We start from the raw sequence: 19,065 nt of genomic DNA on the forward strand, positions 1-19,065 counted from the left end.
ACGGGAGCATTACAGCTCTCTTACTGTGATCCTCCGCTCATTGATACGTTTCAATCGGCAGAGTCGAGGAGTGTGCCTCCATGGCCGAGGTCAAGGCCCGTCGGAGCGGTCGCCGGACAAGCCTGGTTCTGCTGGTTGCGGCCCTCGTCGTCGGCTGCCTGCCCGCGGTGAGCGGAGCGGCCTCGGGGGAGGGCGCCGCCCGGTCGGCGAGCGGCTTCGTCCGCAGTTTCGCGGATCCGCCGGCCGCGTACCGGCCCGTCTACCGCTACTGGCATCCGGGTGGGCGGATGGACCCGGCCACGCTGAAGGCTGAGTTCGAGGCGATGCGCCAGGGGGGCGCCGGCGGCGTCGAACTCGTCAACTTCGTCCGCGACAACGAGATCGCTCCCATCGAGGACTATGACCCCGCCGTGCACGGCTTCGGGACGCCGGCGTGGCGCGAGCGGCTTGCCGACGCCTACCGGATCGGACGAAGCGCCGGGCTGCAGGTCGACACGCTGTACACGTCCAAGTGGTCGGCCAACCTCCCGACCGTGTCGCCGGACGGACGCCGCTCGGCCAAGGAGCTGACACTCGCCACCGCCTGGCTGGACGGCGGGGAGGCGTACGCCGCGGAGGTGCCCGAGCCGGAACTTCCGGACCGGGTCCACAAGCGTGATCTGGTCGCGCTTCGGGCCTACCCGTGTCGCCAACAGTGCGACTCCGGGACCCCGGTCATCGATCCGGCGAGGTCCGTCGACCTCGCCCCCCGCGTGACCGCCGATGAGCGGCTGAACTGGACTGCCCCGCGCGGCGCCACGCGATGGGTGCTGGTCGCCTCGTGGCTCCATGGGACCGGCCAGGTCGTGGAGGGTGCGGAGTCAGAGGGCGACTCCTTCGTGGTGGACCACTTCAGCCGCGACGGATTCGACGCGGTGAAGGAGTTCTGGACGCAGCGGGTGCTCGACCCGGAGATGCGGACCCGGCTCGCCGCCAGCGGAGGCTCGCTGTTCTTCGACTCGCTTGAGCTGAACCGCAACGGCGGCCAGCTCCGCCACTGGACCCGTGACTTCCTGCGGGAGTTCAGGAAACGGCGCGGATACGACCTGGAGCCGTACATTCCGACGCTCGCCGTGCGCGACCCGGCGTACGAGGTGCCGGGCGACGCGGGTGAGCGGGTGCGCGAGGACTACCGGCGTACGTTGCAGGAGCTGTTCCGCGACGAGCACCTGCGTCCGCTGCGCACGTGGGCACACCACCTGGGGCTGACACTCCGCGGACAGCCGTACAGCTCGTGGGGGCCGAGCTTCGCGGATCCGATCGAGTCGTCGTCGCTGCTCGACGTCCCGGAGGGAGAGGACCGCTCCTTCAACGCCGGAGCAGGTCAGGACTTCATCGAGACGCAGGGCGCCGACGCCTTCCGCGGTCTGGCCACCGCCGCGCACGTGACCGGACGCCCCGTGGTGTCTACGGAGTGCTGCGCGTCGTTCGGCCGGGCCCATCGGGTGACCCGCCAGGAGCTGCTCTCACACCTGAACCAGAACTTCTCGGCCGGGGCCAACCACGTGGTGTGGCACGGCTGGTCCCACGATGCGCCGGGCACGGCGGGGAGCTGGCCGGGCTGGGCGGCCTTCGGCAACACGGGCGTGGACGACTCCTACGGGCCACGCAATCCCACCTGGGCCGACGACCGCCGCATCAACGACTACGTCGCACGCCTCCAGGTGGCGCTCCGCGCCGGTCAGCCCCGTACCGACGTCGCCGTCTACCACCAGAAGCCGGGACACAGCTCGGAGGGAACCGTCGGCGAGCGGTACTTCACCAGCCCCGGACTCGAGAACCGCGGCTTCACGTACGGCTTCGTCAACGCGTCCCTCCTGACCGGCGACGACACGCCGGTCGCCGACGGAATCCTCGCCCCGGACGGCCCCCGCTTCCGCGCCTTCGTCGTCGACGAGGAGGAGGCGATGGACCTGGACGTCGCCCGGCGGATCGTGGGCATGGCGGGCCGAGGTCTCCCCATCGTCGTCGTCGGCGACGCACCGAGCCGCGCCACGGGCAGCCGCGCGGCCGACGACGAGGCGGTACGCGCCGCCTTCGACGACCTGCGCCGGTTCGCCGGCGTCCGGTGGGTGAAGGGCGAGGACGACGTGCCGCAGGCGCTGGCCGACCTCGGAATCCGCCCGCGTGCGGAGTTCGCGAATCCCTCATCGCTGGTCGGAGTCCAGCGCGGCGCCGGCACGCTGGACACGTACTACTGGTATAACGCCTCGGAACGACGCGAGCGGGCGACCGTCTCCGTCGCGGCGGACGGCATCCCGTACCGACTCGACCCGTGGACGGGAGAGGTCACGAGGCTGCCGGCGTCCGCGAAGGGCGGCCGCACGCGAGTCGACCTGGACGTCGCACCCGGAGACGTCGCCCTCGTCGCGGTGAGCGACGTCCCCCTGGACGGGGCCGCCGCTGCGCCCACCGGGGCTCCGCGCGTCGAAGACCCGGGTGCCGCCCGGGACCTGACCGACTGGGACCTGACGGTCGCGTCGTGGCACGAGGGAACCGGCCCGCAGGACACCGACGTGACCCGCCTCCCCGAACGGCACGTGACCGCCTCCGACACCGACGGCCGGCTGCCCTCCTGGGACCGGCTCCCCGGGCTGGAGGCCGTGTCCGGAGCAGGCACCTACCGCACGACGTTCGACCTGGACGAGACGTGGCCGGGGCGAGGGGCGTACCTGGACCTGGGCGAGGTCAGAACCACGTTCCGCGTCGAGGTGAACGGACGGGACATCGGCCCGGTCGACCAGCTCGACGCCTCCCGCATCGACGTCGGCCGGCTGCTGAGACCGGGCCGGAACGAGATCGTGGTCAAGGTCGCCACCATGCTCGGCAACGCCGTCGCGGGAAAGCCGGTCGACAGCTACGGACTGATCGGACCCGCCCGACTGGTTCCGTACTCCTGATTCCGCCGCCGAGGAGGCACACGTGAAACACGTACCGTCGCGACGCACTCTCCTGCGCGGAGCCACGGCTGCCGCGTCACTGACTCCCGCGCTCGTCGATCCGGTCGGCGCACGTGCCGCCGGTCGAGACCCTGCGGGTGAGGTCCCGGAGCGGAGAATGCGAGAGGTCTACGAGACGGCGTTGACGCCCTACAAGTACGGAGTCGTCCTCGAGAACGACCTCGGCTTCGTGGACGGCCCGTGCGTCTTCCGCCTCGGCCGCGACTGGTACATGACCTACTTCGTACTGCACGGCGACGACGCTCCCGTCAACGGATACACGACCGAGATCGCCCGGAGCGAAGACCTGCTGCACTGGGAGCCGCTCGGCACGCTGCTCCCCTTCAGGCAGGGGGCGTGGGACGCCGCGCAAGCGGCCGGCTCGATAGCGCTCCCGAACACCGCGTGGGGCGCAAGCCGCCCGCTCACGTACGGCGGCAGATACTGGATGTCGTACTTCGGTGGGGACGAGGAAGGCTTCGAACCCGGCCCACTCGCCATCGGCACGGCGAGCAGCGCGACGCCGCTGGCGCCGTCGACGTGGACGCGGCCCGGCACACCGGCCCTGGGTCCCCAGGACGCGGATGCGCGGTGGTGGGAGAACCACCGGCACTTCCGCTCCACGGTCATCCACGACCCCGGCAGAACGCTCGGCGCGCCCTTCGTCATGTACTACAACGCCAGGGGCGGCACCATCCATGAGTGGAGCGAGCACATCGGGATGGCCGTCTCGACCGATATGACGGAATGGACCCGGTACCGACGCGATCCCGTCATCTCGAACCCGCCTCTCGACGCGGACGGCGGGCTGTCAGGTGATCCGCAGATCGTCCGCATGGGCGACCTCTGGGTCATGTTCTACTTCGGCGCCTTCTGGCGGAACGGGGCCTTCGACACCTTCGCCTGTTCCTACGACCTCGTGAACTGGACGAAGTGGACCGGCCCGATGCTCGTCGCGCCGACGGAGGAGTTCGACCGCACGTACGCCCACAAGCCGTGGATCGTGAAGCACGACGGAACGGTCTACCACTTCTACACGGCGGTCGGGGACAAGCGCTCCATCGCCGTCGCCACGTCGCGCGACCTCGGCGGCCGGCGGCGGCCCGGCGCCGAGCACGTGACGGCCTCCTACACCCACTGGAAGAACAGCGTGTCCTCGGTCCGGGACGGCATCACCGACCCGGGCGACTCCCCGCAGGGCAGGTGGACCGCGTACGAGACCCCGAACTTCCACGACTGGATCGAAGTCGATCTCCCCGGACCCCGCAGAGTCTCCGGCCTGCGGCTGCACGTCCTCGACGACGGGGCGCACATCAAGCCCCCGCGCCATTACCACGTCGAGGTCCGCACCCGACGGGGGTGGGTCGCCGCGGACGGCCAGGAGCGCGTGCCCCGCGAGCCCGGCGCGGGGGAGAACACCGTGACGTTCAAGCCCGTGACGACCCGGAGGATCCGGCTCTACGTGCACCATCGTCACGGGGGAGTCGGACCCGCCGCCGGCGGCGCCTACTCCGGGCTCACCGAGATCGAGATCCGCTGAGCGCCGACGCCGGCGTCCCGGCCGGACGACGTTCTTCAGTCCTGCACGGGGATTGTGCTCAAGGGACCGAGTCGGTTAGCTTCCGGCTAGTCAATCGATTGAGCGGAGGTTGCGTGACCGTTCATCTGTCTCTCTCCGGGCGCCGGATCCTGGTGACCGGCGGCGCCGGAGGGCTGGGACGCGCCGTGGCCGAGCGTCTCGCCGAGTGCGGTGCGAGCGTGGCGTCGGCCGACCTGAGCGAGGACGAGGGCGCGCAGGCCGGCGACGGGCCGCCCGGCGGCTCCGGAGCCGCGGCGGTGCGGCTGGCCGCCGATCTCGCCGACCCGGACGAGGCCCGCGCGCTGCCCGGGCGGGCCGCCGACGCGCTCGGCGGTCTCGACGGGCTCGTCAACTGCGCGGGCGTGATGCAGACCAAGCCACTGGCCGAACTCGCTCCAGAAGAGTGGCGGCGAGTGATCGACCTCAACCTCACCTCCGTGTTCGACGTCGTCCAGCGGGCGGCGGCGGAGATGACCGACGGCGGGTCGATCGTCACGCTGGCGTCGGTGGCCGCCCGTTCGGGGCGGCCCGACGCGGCGCACTACGCGGCCTCCAAGGCCGCGCTGCTGTCGCTCACCAAGTCTGCGGCGCTGGCGTACGGCCCGGCGATCCGCGTGAACGCGGTGTGCCCCGGCGTCTTCCTGACCCCGATGTGGGAGGGGATCATCGCCGACCGGGAACGCCGGTTCGGCACCGGCGCGGGCCGGAGGTACCTGGCGGAGGTCACCGACGCCCTCGCACTGAAGCGGGACGGACACCCCCGCGAACTCGCGGACGTGGTGGCCTTCCTGCTCAGCGACCTCGCCTCGTACGTGACCGGGCAGGCGCTCAACGTCGACGGCGGACTGGAGATGGACTGATGGGGGCCCAGGCGTTCCGGCTGCTGTCGGCGCTGTACCACGACGAGCCGACGGTGGGCATCTGGTCGCCGGAGCACACCGTCGCCACCTGGCTGCGCGTCGAGTCGGCGCTCGCCCAGGCCCAGGCGGAGGTGGGGCTGCTGAGCCGGGAGGACGCGGACACCATCGCGGGCGCGTGCAGGCCGGAGCTGATCGACGTGGACCGGCTGTGGGAGGGGGCCCGCACCGTCGGGTATCCGATCCTGCCGCTGGTCCGGCAGATCGCCGCCCACCTGCCGGCGGGGCCGGACGGGCGGGTGCACTACGGCGCCACGACCCAGGACATCATGGACACCACGCTGGCCATCCAGCTCGTCGGCTGCTGCGACCGGCTGATCGAGCTTGCGGTGTCCTTCGGTGACGCGCTCGCCGCGCTGACCAGAAACCACGCCGGGTTGGTGATGGCCGCCCGCACCCATGCCCAGCAGGCCGTGCCGACGACACTGGGCGCCAAGACCGCGGTGTTCCTCGACGAGGTCGGCCGCGAACTCGCCGAGCTGCGCCGGACCCGTACCGACGTGGGCGTGGTGTCCCTTTTCGGTGCGGGCGGCACCAACGCGGCGATGGGGGAGGACGCGGCGCGCGTACGGGCGACGCTCGCCCGGCGGCTCGGCCTCGCCGACACCGGCGTGCCGTGGCACGTGGCCCGGGACCGGGTGGCCAGGTTCGGCCAGACCTGCGCGCTGCTCGCCGCCACCTGCGTGCGGTTCGCGCGGGAGGTCGTCGACCTGTCCCGCACCGAGATCGGGGAGGTCGGGGAGGAGGACGGGCACCACCGCGGCGCGTCGTCCACGATGCCGCAGAAGGCCAACCCGATCTACTCGGAGGCCGTCATCGGCTACGGCGTCGCCGCCTCGGCGACGTCCACGCTGCTCCTCCGGGGCATGGAGGCGGGGCACGAGCGCAGCGCCGGGGAGTGGCAGGTCGAGTGGCTTGCGGTGCCGCAGGTCGCGGAGTACACCGCCGCCGCCGTGCGGCTGGCCGGCGACACGGCGGGCTCGCTCCGGGTCTTCCGCGAGCGCATGCGCGCCAACGTCGAGCTGGACGGCGGCCTGCTGATGAGCGAGGCCCTGATGATGCGGCTGGCCCCCGCGCTCGGCCGCGAGCGCGCCCACGACCTGGTGTACGCCGCGGTCGCCCGGACGCGGTCGGAGGGCGGGGACCTGGTCAGCGCCTGCGTACGGGACCTGCCGGACGAGGTGCGCGAGGACCTGGGGCGGCTGCTGCTTGATCCGGCGGGCTACCTCGGCGAGGCGACGACGGTGGCGTCGCGCGCGCTGCGCGCATGGGAGTCGGTCCGCGGCGAAGGCGGCCAAGCCGGCCAAGCAGACCAAGCCGGCCAAGCAGACCAGGCAGACCAAGGCGATCGAGGAGGCAAGTGATGGCGGACGTCGGGCAGATGCTCGCGGACCTGCACGCCATGTGGCGCATCCGCGTGCTGGAGGAGAAGGTGCGGGACCTGCGGCTCGGCGAGGAGGGCGCGATCGTGGGCTCGGTGCACCTGAGCATCGGCCAGGAGGCGGGCCCGGTGGGGGCCTGCACGGAACTCGCGTCGGACGACGCCCTGTTCACCACGTACCGGGGACACGGGTGGGCGCTCGCCCGCGGCGTGCCCGCCGAGGGCATGCTCGCGGAGTTCGCCGGACGCGCCACCGGCGTCAACGGAGGCCGGGGCGGGTCCGCGTACTTCACCGCGCCGGAACACGGCTTCTACGGCGAGAACTCCATCGTCGGGGCCGGCCTGCCGATCGCCGTCGGTGCCGCGCTCGCCGGCCGTTTCGACGGCAGCGGACGGGTCGCGCTGACGGTGTGCGGCGACGGCGCGCTGAACCAGGGGGCCGCCCACGAGGCGCTCAACATGGCCGCCGCGTTCCGGCTGCCCGTCGTCTTCGTCTGCGAGAACAACCTCTGGTCGGAGCTGACGCCCATCGACGAGATGGTCGGCGAGCCCGAGCTGTGGCGGCGCGCGGCCGGGTACGGCATGGCCGGCGAGCGCGTGGACGGCAACGACCCCGCCGCGGTGCGCACCGCCGTACGGGCGGCCGTCGCCCGGGCGCGGTCGGGCGAGGGGCCGACGCTGCTGGAGCTGATGACGCAGCGGCTCGTCGGCCACTACATCGGGGACGCCGAGCAGTACCGCAGGCCGGGGGAGCTGGACCGGGCGCGGGAGGAGGAGCCGATCGCGCGCCTCGGCCGGTCGCTCGCGGCGGCCGGAGTCCCGCAGGCCGACATCGAGGACGCCCGGACGCGCGCCCAGGACGAGATCGACCGCGCGGCGGGCGCCGCGCTGGCCGCACCGCCGGCCGACCCCGAGACCGCGAAGGAGCACGTCCATGCCTGAGCCGACGGCCGAGGTCGCCGAGAGCCGGCCCGCCGAGTCCCCCGCGCCCGAGACCCGCCGGCTCAAGTACGGCGAGGCCGTGAACGCCGCGCTCGTCAGGCTGCTCGCGGAGGTGCCGGAGACCCTGCTGTACGGCGAGGACGTCGGCGAGCCCGGCGGGGTCTTCGGCGTCACCCGCGGGCTGCGTCGGCGGTTCGGTGATCGCGTGTTCGACACGCCGATCAGCGAGGCCGCGATCCTCGGCAGCGCGGTGGGCGCGGCACTGATGGGCGCCAGGCCCATCGTCGAGATCATGTGGGCGGACTTCTCCCTCGTCGCGCTGGACCAGCTGGTGAACCAGGCGGCGAACGCGCGCTACGTCTCGCGGGGCACGGCTCCCGCGCCGATCGTGGTGCGCACCCAGCAGGGCAACGCGCCCGGCGCGTGCGCGCAGCACTCGCAGTCGCTGGAGGCGCTGTTCCTACACGTCCCCGGCCTGCGGCTGGCCATGCCGCGGACTCCGCAGGACGCGCACGACGCCCTGGTCACCGCGGTCTACGCCGACGACCCGGTGATCGTGGTGGAGAACCGGACGCTGTACTTCGGCGACAAGGCCGACGTCCGGCTCGGTGAGCCGCCGCGGACGATGGGGTGGTCGCACGTACGCCGCCCCGGTCGCGACGTCACGGTGGTGAGCTGGGGCGCGGTGACGGACCAGGTGCTGGCGGCGGCCGGGACCCTCGCGGCGGAGGGGATCGAAGCCGAGGTGGTCGAGCTGACCTGGCTCGACCCGGTGGACATGGACACGGTGCTGGCCAGCGTCGCGCGCACCGGGAAGCTCGCCGTGGTGCACGAGGCCAACGTCACCGGCGGCTTCGGCGGAGAGATCATCACGCGGGTGGCGGAGGCGGGTGTCCGGCTGGACGTCGCACCGCGGCGGATCGGCGCTCCGGACGTACGAATTCCGGCCGCGCCCGTGCTGGCGGAGGCCCTGCTGCCGTCCGCCGGGCACATCGCCGCGCGGATCGCCGGGATGGTGCGCTGACCACCCCTCCCGCCTATCAGGAGATTTCGGAAGTCAATCGTGAGAACGGAGATGCCCCGATGGGCAGAAAGCAGATCCTGACGACCGCCGCGGCGGCGGCGCTCCTGGCGGCACTCGCCGGTGGTTGCGGGGAGGCGACCAGCGAAGGGCAGAGCGAGAAGAAAGCGGGCGACATCACCATCGGGGTGTCGAGTCTGGGGCAGAGCTTCCCCTTCCCGGCCGCGATCACCAAGGGGATCAAGGCCGAGGCCGACCGGCTCGGCATCAAGGTGATCGAGGTGGATGCGCAGGGCAAGGCGGAGAAGCAGTCCAGCGACATCCAGGATCTGATCAGCCAGCAGCCGGACGGTGTGCTGATGCTCCCCGTCGACTCGGGCGTGGCCACCGGCATGGTCGACCGGCTCAAGGACGCCGGTATCCCGACGGTGGCGGTCTCGTCGCAGGTCGGCGACCCCGAGACGCGCGAACTCGACGACGTGTACCCGGGCCTGACGGCGCTGGCTACGCAGGACGAGTACGCGGCCGGACGCAGGGCCGGGGAACTCGCCGTCGAGTCGGTCCCGAAGGGCGGCCCGATCGGCGTCGTCGAGGGCGCCGCCGGATTCGCCGAGACGCAGCAGCGCTTCCGCGACTTCCTGGCCCCGGCCGAGGAGAAGGGCGTCGACTTCGAGGTGGTCGCCCGGCAGCCCGGCGACTGGCTGCCGGAGAAGGCGCAGTCGGCCTGCCAGAACATGCTGGCCGCCAACCCCGGCATCGAACTCTTCTACGCCGAGAGCGACGACATGGCCGTCGGCTGTGCGAAGGCCGTCAAGGCGTCGGGCTCCGAGGCGAAGATCATCGGCGTCGGCGGCTCCAGGCTCGGCGTCGACGCCGTCAAGAGCGGCGAGGTGTACGGCACGGTCTGCTACAAGCCGGAGGATCTCGGCAAGCGCGCCGTGCAGGTGCTCCACGGGCAGCTCAGCGGCGACGAGAAACTCGACGCCGAGTTCGTCAGCTACGACACGCCCGTGATCACCAAGGGCAACGTCGACGACTGCCGCCCGCAGTGGTGACGGAGGCACCGATGGCAGCCGCCGGCCAGGCCGTGGACGAGCGCGAGCCGCTGCTGCTCCTCGACGGCGTCACCAAGACGTTCCCCAACGGGACGCGTGCACTGCGCGGCGTCTCCCTGGCCGTGCGGCCGGGCAGCGTACACGGCCTGGTCGGCGCCAACGGGGCCGGCAAGTCCACCCTCGTAAAGATCATTTCAGGATCGCTCGCCCCCGGCGGCGGCACGGTCCGCTGGGCGGGACGGGACCGCCGGTGGCGCGATCCCGGTACGGCACGCCGGGCCGGCATCGCCACCATCCACCAGCACGCCCCGCTCGTGCCCACGCTGACCGTGATCGAGAACGTGTTCCTCGACCGGGGCGGCGCCTGGCGCAGGCCCCCGGCGCTGCGCGCGGAGTTCGACGCGCTCGTCGAGCGGATCGGCTATCCGGTGGACCCGGATGCCGTGGTGGGCGATCTGCCGATCGGCATGCGCCACATGGTGGCGGTGCTCCAGGCGCTGGCGGCCGGCGCGCGTCTCGTGGTCATGGACGAGCCGACCGCGTCACTCTCCGAACAGGAGCGCCGGGTGGTCTTCGACGCCGTGCGGCGGCTGTCGGCGCAGGGCACCGCGTTCCTGTACATCTCGCACTTCTTCGCGGAGATCTTCGAACTCACCGACAGCACGACCGTCATCCGGGACGGCAGGACCGTGCTCGACGAGCCCACCGACGCGGTGACTCCCGCCATGCTCGTCCGCGCCGTCACCGGCCGCGAGTTGCTCGACATCGAGCGCGCGGGCAGTCCCGGACCGGACGCCGGCGCGCCCGCGGTGCTGGCGGTGGACGGCCTGTCCTCGGCGGTCGGGCTGCGCGACGTGTCGTTCGAGGTCCGCCAGGGCGAGATCGTCGGCATCGCGGGGCTCCTCGGCGCGGGCCGGTCGGAGATCCTGCGTGCCGTCTTCGGCGACGATCCCGCGGCGACGGGCACCGTACGCGTCAACGGCTCCCGGGTGGGCCGCTCTCCGCGGGCCGCCGTGGCGGCGGGCATCGCCTACGTCCCCGAGGACCGGGCGGGCCAGGGGCTGCACGGCGGGATGCCGATGTGGCAGAACATCTCCCTGCCCGACCTGGACCGTCTCTCCCGCGCCCAGTTGGTGCCGCGCAGCGCGGACGAGCGGGCGCGCGCGGAGCGGGCCATCGGCGACCTCGGCATCGTGGCCCCGGGCGTCGACGCCCTGCCGGGGGAGCTGTCCGGCGGCAACGCCCAGAAGGTGGTGTTCGCCAAATGGATGTACGCCGATACGTGCGTCTGGCTGCTCGACGAGCCCACCGCGGGCGTGGACGTCGGCGCCAAGGCCGACCTGCTGCGCGTCATCCGCCGCTTCGCCGACCAGGGCAACGCGGTCGTCATCGTGTGCGGCGAGTTCGAGGAGCTGCTGTCGGTGGCCAACCGCGTGCTGACCGTACGGGGCGGCCGGATCGTCGCCGAACGGGACGCGGCACGCACCGACGAGGAGGAACTGCTGATGCTGTCCCACGGCCTCTCGGGGCAGCCGGGGCAGCCGGGACAAGGGCTCCGCCCCCGCACCCCCGGCGGGGCTCCGCCCCTGCACCAGGCGGGTCAGGACGAACAGATAAAAGAGGTACATCGTGAGCGCTGAAGCCAGCCGCATCCGGTGGCGGCCACCGGCCGCGCTGCGGCTCGGGAACGCCGGCGTCGTGTACGCCCTCGGCATGATCGTCGTGGTGCTGACCATCGCCAGCCAGGCGCAGGGCCGGGTGTCCTATCTCGGGCCGACCAATGTCTCCAACATCCTCGATCAGACGACCCTGCTCGGCATCATGGCGGTCACCACCACGCTCGTGCTGATCAGCGGAAACTTCGACCTGTCGGTCGGCGCCGTCGCCGCGCTCGGCGCGGCGGTCTGCCTGAGCCTGGCGGACGAGATCGGGTTCTGGCCCGCACTGCTGACCGCGCTCGCGTGCGGCGCGCTCATCGGCCTCTTCAACGGCGTGGTGGTGCAGTACGTCGGGATCAACGCCTTCGTCGTCACCCTCGGCACCATGACCGCCGTACGCGGGATCGTGCTCCTCGTCACCGACGGCCGCACGGTCACGGCAGCGGAAGGAGCAGCGGCCGACGGGCTCCGCTCCCTCGACAGCGGGTCGTGGGTCACGCCCAACCTCTACCTCCTCGCGGGCATCGGCCTGCTGGCCCTCGGCGGCTGGCGCGCCTGGCGCGCCAGGCAGGCGGGCGGGTCCCGCCACCTGCGTGCGCCACGCCTGCTGGTGCCGCTGCTGGCCGGGGCGGCGCTGATCGCGGCCTCGCCGGGGCTCGTCTTCACGATCCGGATCACGCAGCGCACCTTCTACATGCTGGCGCTGGTTGCCGTGGCGGCCCTGGTGCTGCGCTACACTACGATCGGCCGGCGCCTGTACGCCAGCGGCGGCAACGCCGACGCCGCCCGGCTGTCGGGCATCGCGGTGGACCGGTACAAGGTCGTGGTGTTCGTGCTGAACGGGACGACCGCGGCCTTCGTGGGAGTGCTGTACGCCGCCCGGTTGGGCTCCATCAACCCCAACGGGCTCACCGCGTTCGAGCTGACCGCCCTCGCCGCCGCCATCCTCGGCGGGACCTCGCTGTTCGGCGGGATGGGCAGCGTCGCCAAGTCGCTGGTCGGCGCACTGATCCTGATCACGCTGGAGAACGGCTTCAACATCCTCAACCTCGGCGCCAACTGGCAGGGCCTGATCGAGGGCATCGTCCTGATCGTGGCTGCCGGTGCGTACACGATCTCGCTGCGGCGCCGGCAGACCCGGAAGATCCGGGAGGAGGAGGTGCCGGCCGCGGCAGGGCCGGCGGAGCCAGACGGCGGGGGAGCGCCGAAGTCCTCCGCACCACAGCGGGAGACCGTCCCCGCGGACGAGAGGAGCTGAGGCGATGCTCACCGCGGTCTGGCACTTCAGCTTCCACGTCGCCGACCTCGACCGGTCGGTCGCGTTCTACCGCGACGTCCTGGGCATGAAGCTGGTCCACGTCCAGGTGCAGGACAACGCGTACACGCGGTCGCTCGTCGGCTACCCGGACGCGCACCTGCGGGTCGCCCAGCTCGCGCTTCCCGGCCGCGTCGGCCCGGGCGAACACGTCAGCACACACGACCTGGAGCTGGTCGAGTACGTGGTCCCGCGCGGTGAGCGCCAGGACCCCGCGCGCCACCACCCCGGCGCCGCGCACCTGGCGTTCGCGGTGGACGACATCGAGGCGGAGCACACCCGGCTCACCGCCCTCGGCGTACGGTTCGTCTCGCCGCCCAACCACATCACGGCAGGGGTCAACACCGGCGGCGCCGCGTGCTATTTCGTGGACCCGGACGAGATCACACTGGAACTCGTGCAACCGCCGCCCCGTGAGGAGACCCCATGAAGCTCGCACTGCACAGCGTTCTGCGGGAGGGACAGGAGACCGCGTACGAACGCGAACACGCCACCGTCCCCGACGACCTGCTCGCCGCCCTGGAACGCGCCGGCGTCCGCGACTGGACCATCTGGCGCAGCGGCCGGCACCTCTTCCACCTGGTCGACGCCGACGACTTCGCCCGGGCTCTCGCCATCCTGGCCGAGGACCCGGCCGACCAGGAGTGGCAGCGGCACATGGCGGACTTCGTCGACCACTTCGAGCCGGGCGCGGACGGGCCGACCGGCGCGCTGGGGCAGGTGTGGAACCTGCGCGAGCAGCGCGAGGGGAGCGACACGTGATCATCGACGCGCACCAGCACTTCTGGAACCTCGACCGGGTCGCGTACCCCTGGCTCACCCCCGACCAGGGCCCCATTCACCGGACGTTCGAGGAGAGCGACCTCCTGCCGGACCTGGACGCCTGCGGGGTCGACGGCACGGTGCTCGTCCAGGCCGCCGACTCCTACGAGGACACCGACTACATGCTGGAGGTCGCCGACAGGTGGCCCCGGGCGCGGGCCGTCGTCGGCTGGGTGCCGCTGCTTCGTCCGGACGAGGCCGCCGAGGCCCTGGACCGCTACCGGCGCGACCCCCGCTACGTCGGCGTCCGGCACCTGATACACGACGAGCCCGACCCCGACTGGCTGCTGCGCCCCGAGCTGCGCGACGGCCTGGACGCACTGGCCGAGCGGGGCCTGACCTTCGACGTCGTGGCGGTGCTCCCGAGGCACCTGGAACACGTGCCGGTGCTGGCGGAACGGCACCCCGGGCTGCGGTTCGTGATCGACCACCTGGCCAAGCCGCCGATCGCCGAGCGCGGCCGGCAGCCGTGGGCGGACCTGCTGGCCCGTGCGGCCGCGCACCCCCACGTGTACGCGAAGGTCTCCGGCCTGAACACGGCCGCCGACTGGACCACGTGGTCGGCCGCCGATCTGCGTCCGTACGTCGAACACGCCCTGGAACTCTTCGGCGCCGAGCGGCTGATGTTCGGCGGCGACTGGCCCATCTCCGTCCTCGCCGGCGGCTACCGCAAGGTGTGGGACGAGACCCGGAAGCTCCTGGACGACCTCGCCCCGGACCCCGGCGACCGGGCCCGCCTGCTCGGCGGCACCGCCGCCGACGTCTACCGCATCCCCGACCCCACCTGAACCGGAGCCGCCCCATGCTCGACCTGTTCGCCCCGATCGCGGCCGAGGCCCGGATCTCGGTGCCGGCCGGCCACCGCCGCCCGATCGCGGTCGTCGGCGCCGGCGCGATCGTCGACGTGGCGCACCTGCCCGCGTACCGCGCGCACGACCTGCCCGTACGCGGCATCCACGACCTCGACCCGGCGCGCGCCGAAGAAGTCGCCGCCCGGCACGGCCTGCCCCGTGTCTACGGCTCGCTCGACGACCTGTTGAAGGACGGCGACGTCGAGGTCGTCGACGTCGCCGTCGTCCCGGGCGCGCAGCCCGGTGTCGCCCGCGCGGCGCTGGCAGCCGGCAAGCACCTGCTGTGCCAGAAGCCGCTCGCCCCGGACCTCGACGGGGCCCGCGAACTCACCGAACTCGCCGAGGCCGAGGGCCGCCTGCTCGCCGTCAACCAGCAGCTGCGCTGGGACGAGGGCATCGCCGCCGCCCGCGCCATGGTCCGGGCCGGCTGGGTCGGCGTCCCCACCGCGATGTCGTTCACGGTCGACGTGAACACCGACTTCACCGCCTGGCCGTGGCTGGCGAACTCGGACCGCCTGGAGATCATGTACCACTCGATCCACTACCTGGACGCGGTACGCAGCATCCTGGGCGACCCGGTGCGCGTCTTCGCCGCCGCGGGCCGCACCCCCGGCCAGCCGGAGGCGGGGGAGACCCGTACGGTCAGCACCCTGCTCTTCGACGACGGCGCCCGGGCCGTCCTGCACGTCAACCACCAGAACCGCACCGGCGACTTCCGCGCGGAGTTCCGGATCGACGGCGACAAGGGCGCCATCCGCGGCACCCTCGGCCTGCTCTACGACTACCCGCACGGCCGCCCGGACACCCTGGAGGTGAACAGCGCCGTGGCGCCCACCGACGGGTGGCTGAGCTACCCCGTGACCGAACGCTGGATCCCCGGAGCGTTCGCCGGCCCGATGGCCGCGCTGCTGCGCTGGATCGCCGAGGGCGAGCCGTCCCCGACCGCCGCCCGCGACAACCTCGGTACGCTGAGGCTCGTCCAGGCACTGTACGCATCCATCGACAGCGGTGAGGCACGGCCACTGTGACCCAGTCCACCGGGGGCGCCCGCAGGCGGCGCGCCAGGCGGGTGACGCTCGCCGACGTCGCCCGCCTGGCGCGCGTCGACAAGGCGGTCGTCTCCCGCGTCGTCAACGACGACCCGCTGCTCAACATCCGTCCCGAGACGCGCGCCCGGGTGACCGCGGCCCTCGAAGAACTCGACTACCGGCCCAACGCGGCGGCCCGCAGCCTGCGCACCGCGCGCGCGGGCACCGTCGGCCTGATCATCCCGGACTTCGCCAACCCCGTCTACGCGGAGATCATCACCGGTGCCGAGACCGCCGCGGCGGCGCGCGGCTGCGCGCTGATGGTCGGCTCGTACACGGCCGACCGCGGCGGCGCGCAGGGCTACCTCGACCTGCTCGGACAGGGCCGGGTCGACGGCGTGCTGCTGGCCGGCGGCGCGATCACCGACGACGAGCAGGAGGTGCTGGAGGACCGGGGGCTGCCACTGCTGTACGTCAACCGCCGCGGCGCCGGATCCGGGCGGCACGTCATCCTCGACGACGTGCTCGGCGCCCGGATGGCCGTCGAGCACCTGCTGGACCTCGGCCACCGCCGCATCGCCCACGTCGGCGGCCCGGCGGGTGCCGACACCGCGCACCGCCGCCGCGAGGGATACGTCATGTCGCTGCGCTCGGCGGGCCTGGCGGAGGACCCGCGGCTGCTCGCCCAGGGCAGCTACGGGCCGGACGGCGGCGCGGAGGCCATGCGGCGGCTGCTGGCCGTCCCGGAGCCGCCGACCGCGGTGTTCGTCGCCAACGTCACCTCGGCGGTAGGGGTGCTGAGCGCGCTGCGCGCCCACGGTGTGTCGGTGCCGGCGGAGATGTCGGTCGTCGCCGTGCACGACCTGCCGCTGGGGGAGTACCTCATCCCGCCGCTGACCACCGTGCGGATGCCGCTGCAGGCGCTCGGGGCCCGGGCCACCAAGCTGCTGCTGACGCTGCCGGCCGACCACCCCGTCGAGGAGGTCGTCCGCGAGCCCATCGAACTCGTCGTGCGGCAGTCGACGGCGCCGCCGCGCTGAGGGTTCGTACCCGAACGGCAGGGGCCCCGGCGCAGCGCCGGGGCCCCTGCCGTTCTGCACGCCGTCAGCCGAGGCCGAGCGTGCGGTCGCCGAGGCGCTTGACCTCCGTCGCCGGGCTCCCGCCGACGCCCTCGAACGGGAACGACGAGGCGGGCCTGTCGACCCGCTCGACGAGGTAGGAGCGGCCGTCCCGGACGCGGAACGACAGCTCGTCGTCCGTGGTCGGGCCCGCTATGGCGCGGCCCTCGCCGGTGGCGCCGTCCACCACCCGCACCTCCTGGCCCGGCCAGGGGTTCGCGACCTTCAGGGTGGCGTCCTCCGCGGCCTGGATGCCGACCACGTTGGGCTCCCCGTCGCGCACCTGCGTGCTGACCCGGTGCCCGCCCTCGATCTGCACCGAGCCCGAGACGTCCCAGTCGCGCGGCACGGCGGGCGCGATCCGCACGATGCCCTCGTACGACTGGACCAGCGACTCCTGCACCGCGGATCCGACCACCGCGTTCCAGCCGTTGTAGTAGTTCGTCTGCTCGGCCGGGTCGTCGCCCACGCTGTGGGAGCCGAATCCGTTGGGGAAGATCTGGAAGTCCTTCGTCCCCTGGACGAGCAGGTCCTTCATCTCGTCCGGCAGGCCGAGCCTGCCCGCGAGCAGCGCGTCCTCGGCCCACTCACGGGTGTTCACGAACACCCGGTTGCGGAAGGTCGACTGCATCAGCTCCGAGTCCGCGCCGTACAGGCCCCACGGGAAGAGCGGCTCGGTGTCCGGGTTCTGCGTGTTGTGCGCCTCCTCGTCGGTGGCCGACCACGCGATCACCTCCTCGCCGTTGCGGGTGACCGTGCGGAACGGCGGGATCTTCGGCAGGGCCGCGCGCAGCTGCTCCGCGAGACCCTCGTCGCCGCGCTTGTCCGCCTGCCCGGCGATGATCGGGAAGACCACCCGCATGGCGGCGAGGTCGGGGGTGGGGTCGGTGGCGTCCCACTGCGTCTCCATCGAGTTCAGGTGATGCAGGTGCAGCAACCCGTCGTCGCCCTCCTCGAGGATCGACAGGTAGAAGCGCGCCACGTCCCTCATGAGCGGGTACGACTCGTCGAGGATGGCGCGGTCGCCGGTGTAGCGGTACTGGAGCCAGAGGTTGTACATGACCTCGGGGCCGCTGGTGACGATGCGGTTGAGCCAGCTGGGCTCCATGCTGCTGTCGCAGGCGTCCGCGGTGCCGTCGTACCGGAAGTACTCGGGCAGGCAGATGCCCTCGGTACCGGGCCAGTGGGCGCGGGTCCAGTCCCGCATCTCCTGGAGCCGGTCGAGGTACAGGCGGAAGTACGGTCTGTTGAACTCCTCGGTGTCGGCACCGAGGTTGGTGTAGACGGGCTGGCGCAGGTTGAAGTGCCACCAGTAGTCGGCCGACCAGTGGACCTCGTCCCGCCACGGCGAGAACATGTTGATCACGCCGCCGTGGCTGCTGGGCACCGAGCCGCGCATCGTGGCGGCCGTCATGTAGAGCTGCTGCGCGCGCAGGTGCTCCATGTACTCGCCGGTGCCGTCCGGCGAGTCGATCCGCATCGGCGCCGCGTCCGCCCAGAAGCGGTGCCACCACTGCCGGTGCTCGTCGCCGATGCCCGACCCGGACGACCTGGCGAGCGCCTTGCCCGCCGCCGCCCCGAGGTCGCCGCCGGTGTACGCGGTGACGCCGGTGACGAGGCGGTAGCTGCCGTCGGAGCGGGGCTTGAAGCTCACCCGGACGGTGCTGCCGTCGACGACCTCCGCGCTCGTGTCGCGGCCGTACGCGGTCAGCGCCGCGATGGCGCCCGTCGTGCCGCCGTTGGCGTCGTCCGTGAAAGTCTCGGCCAGCGCGGCCACTCCGTCCGCGGCGTACGTCGTCGGCGTACGGCCCTCCCAGAGGTGCAGGTCCGCGGTCTGCACCCGGTCCGGGTCCGCACCCGTGACCTCCAGCACGAACTGGTCCGCGCCGGGCCTGACATACGCCCGGGCCGACATGCCGCCGCCGCTCTGCTCCAGCTCGCCCTCGTGCAGCCGCAGCCGGCCGGCGTAGTCGGATGCCTGCAGCAGCGGGCGCACCCCGGGGACCGTGAGCCGGCCCGCCGACTTCAGGTCCGGGAAGGTGTCCGCGCGGTTGAGCTGCGCGTGGAGCCCCTGCCCCGACTCCGACCAGATCGCCGCGCCCAGCGTCCCGTTGCCGACCGGCATGCTCTGGTAGGGCTGGCGCGCGGGCTCCTGGAGCACGAAGTCCGACCGGGACACGACCCCCGCGGTGTCCACCCGCAGTGCCCCGTTCCGCCAGGCCGTCGTGGGCTCGGCCTGCCCCTGCGTGTGCGCAGGCGCGCCCGCTCCCGCGAGCACGGTCACGATGAGCGCCGTCACGAGCGCGACCCTGCGCGCGGCCCCGCCGCCGCGCCTCACGTTCTCCGCCCTCTCATGGTCGTCTTCCTCCTCTGGTCAAACGATTGACTCAATCGATTGAC

General features: G+C 72.5%; 15 protein-coding genes. 14 read left to right on the forward strand and 1 reads right to left on the reverse strand.

Annotation, left to right across the window (positions count from 1 at the left end; translation table 11 throughout):
• Positions 1-80 precede the first annotated feature (80 nt).
• The 14 genes from T328_RS00595 (at position 81) to T328_RS00660 (ending at position 16,587) form a co-directional block, all read left to right on the forward strand.
• Entirely contained in the window at positions 81-2,939 is a 2,859-nt protein-coding gene (locus T328_RS00595; RefSeq protein WP_496493779.1) for a glycosyl hydrolase, read from the forward strand.
• A gap of 157 nt (positions 2,940-3,096) precedes the next feature.
• Positions 3,097-4,518, forward strand: coding sequence for a discoidin domain-containing protein (locus T328_RS00600; protein WP_496493780.1), 1,422 nt, complete (start codon positions 3,097-3,099; stop codon positions 4,516-4,518).
• A 113-nt stretch (positions 4,519-4,631) separates the two neighbouring features.
• On the forward strand, positions 4,632-5,417 hold the full coding sequence (locus tag T328_RS00605) for an SDR family NAD(P)-dependent oxidoreductase (protein WP_496493781.1): 786 nt from the start codon (positions 4,632-4,634) through the stop codon (positions 5,415-5,417).
• On the forward strand, positions 5,417-6,838 hold the full coding sequence (locus T328_RS00610; RefSeq protein ID WP_496493782.1) for a class-II fumarase/aspartase family protein: 1,422 nt from the start codon (positions 5,417-5,419) through the stop codon (positions 6,836-6,838). Before T328_RS00605 ends, T328_RS00610 begins: the two co-directional genes overlap by 1 nt.
• Positions 6,838-7,797, forward strand: coding sequence for a thiamine pyrophosphate-dependent dehydrogenase E1 component subunit alpha (locus T328_RS00615; protein ID WP_496493783.1), 960 nt, complete (start codon positions 6,838-6,840; stop codon positions 7,795-7,797). Before T328_RS00610 ends, T328_RS00615 begins: the two co-directional genes overlap by 1 nt.
• Complete coding sequence (locus tag T328_RS00620; RefSeq protein ID WP_496493784.1) at positions 7,790-8,821, forward strand: alpha-ketoacid dehydrogenase subunit beta; 1,032 nt, start codon at positions 7,790-7,792, stop codon at positions 8,819-8,821. Before T328_RS00615 ends, T328_RS00620 begins: the two co-directional genes overlap by 8 nt.
• A gap of 59 nt (positions 8,822-8,880) precedes the next feature.
• Positions 8,881-9,873, forward strand: a complete 993-nt coding sequence (locus tag T328_RS00625) for a sugar ABC transporter substrate-binding protein (RefSeq protein ID WP_496493785.1) — start codon at positions 8,881-8,883, stop codon at positions 9,871-9,873.
• Between the two features lie 11 nt (positions 9,874-9,884).
• Positions 9,885-11,513 (forward strand): sugar ABC transporter ATP-binding protein, encoded by a 1,629-nt coding sequence (locus tag T328_RS00630; RefSeq protein WP_496493786.1) that lies wholly within the window; start codon positions 9,885-9,887, stop codon positions 11,511-11,513.
• The gene (locus T328_RS00635) at positions 11,503-12,789 is read left to right on the forward strand and encodes an ABC transporter permease (RefSeq protein WP_496493787.1); all 1,287 of its coding nucleotides are present in this window, start codon (positions 11,503-11,505) and stop codon (positions 12,787-12,789) included. The genes T328_RS00630 and T328_RS00635 overlap by 11 nt, the downstream gene beginning before the upstream one ends.
• 4 nt (positions 12,790-12,793) lie before the next feature.
• Complete coding sequence (locus T328_RS00640) at positions 12,794-13,276, forward strand: VOC family protein (protein WP_496493788.1); 483 nt, start codon at positions 12,794-12,796, stop codon at positions 13,274-13,276.
• Positions 13,273-13,608, forward strand: coding sequence for an L-rhamnose mutarotase (locus tag T328_RS00645; protein WP_496493789.1), 336 nt, complete (start codon positions 13,273-13,275; stop codon positions 13,606-13,608). The genes T328_RS00640 and T328_RS00645 overlap by 4 nt, the downstream gene beginning before the upstream one ends.
• Positions 13,605-14,456, forward strand: coding sequence for an amidohydrolase family protein (locus T328_RS00650; protein ID WP_496493790.1), 852 nt, complete (start codon positions 13,605-13,607; stop codon positions 14,454-14,456). The genes T328_RS00645 and T328_RS00650 overlap by 4 nt, the downstream gene beginning before the upstream one ends.
• A 14-nt stretch (positions 14,457-14,470) precedes the next feature.
• Complete coding sequence (locus tag T328_RS00655) at positions 14,471-15,547, forward strand: Gfo/Idh/MocA family oxidoreductase (protein WP_496493791.1); 1,077 nt, start codon at positions 14,471-14,473, stop codon at positions 15,545-15,547.
• Positions 15,544-16,587, forward strand: a complete 1,044-nt coding sequence (locus tag T328_RS00660) for a LacI family DNA-binding transcriptional regulator (RefSeq protein ID WP_496493792.1) — start codon at positions 15,544-15,546, stop codon at positions 16,585-16,587. The genes T328_RS00655 and T328_RS00660 overlap by 4 nt, the downstream gene beginning before the upstream one ends.
• A gap of 64 nt (positions 16,588-16,651) precedes the next feature.
• Here T328_RS00660 and T328_RS00665 read toward each other — a convergent pair whose 3' ends face one another.
• Positions 16,652-18,964: a glycosyl hydrolase family 95 catalytic domain-containing protein gene (locus T328_RS00665; RefSeq protein WP_496493793.1), complete on the reverse strand. Its 2,313-nt coding sequence runs from the start codon at positions 18,962-18,964 to the stop codon at positions 16,652-16,654.
• Positions 18,965-19,065 lie beyond the last annotated feature (101 nt).

It is taken from the genome of Streptomyces sp. CNX435 (genome assembly GCF_059570575.1).

Bases quoted from the DNA above. Each gene is read 5' to 3' on its own strand.
- T328_RS00595 (WP_496493779.1), top strand. From the start codon at position 81: ATGGCCGAGGTCAAGGCCCGTCGGAGCGGTCGCCGGACAAGCCTGGTT.
- T328_RS00655 (WP_496493791.1), top strand. From the start codon at position 14,471: ATGCTCGACCTGTTCGCCCCGATCGCGGCCGAGGCCCGGATCTCGGTG.
- T328_RS00600 (WP_496493780.1), top strand. From the start codon at position 3,097: ATGCGAGAGGTCTACGAGACGGCGTTGACGCCCTACAAGTACGGAGTC.
- T328_RS00645 (WP_496493789.1), top strand. From the start codon at position 13,273: ATGAAGCTCGCACTGCACAGCGTTCTGCGGGAGGGACAGGAGACCGCG.
- T328_RS00610 (WP_496493782.1), top strand. From the start codon at position 5,417: ATGGGGGCCCAGGCGTTCCGGCTGCTGTCGGCGCTGTACCACGACGAG.
- T328_RS00625 (WP_496493785.1), top strand. From the start codon at position 8,881: ATGGGCAGAAAGCAGATCCTGACGACCGCCGCGGCGGCGGCGCTCCTG.
- T328_RS00640 (WP_496493788.1), top strand. From the start codon at position 12,794: ATGCTCACCGCGGTCTGGCACTTCAGCTTCCACGTCGCCGACCTCGAC.
- T328_RS00630 (WP_496493786.1), top strand. From the start codon at position 9,885: ATGGCAGCCGCCGGCCAGGCCGTGGACGAGCGCGAGCCGCTGCTGCTC.
- T328_RS00620 (WP_496493784.1), top strand. From the start codon at position 7,790: ATGCCTGAGCCGACGGCCGAGGTCGCCGAGAGCCGGCCCGCCGAGTCC.
- T328_RS00615 (WP_496493783.1), top strand. From the start codon at position 6,838: ATGGCGGACGTCGGGCAGATGCTCGCGGACCTGCACGCCATGTGGCGC.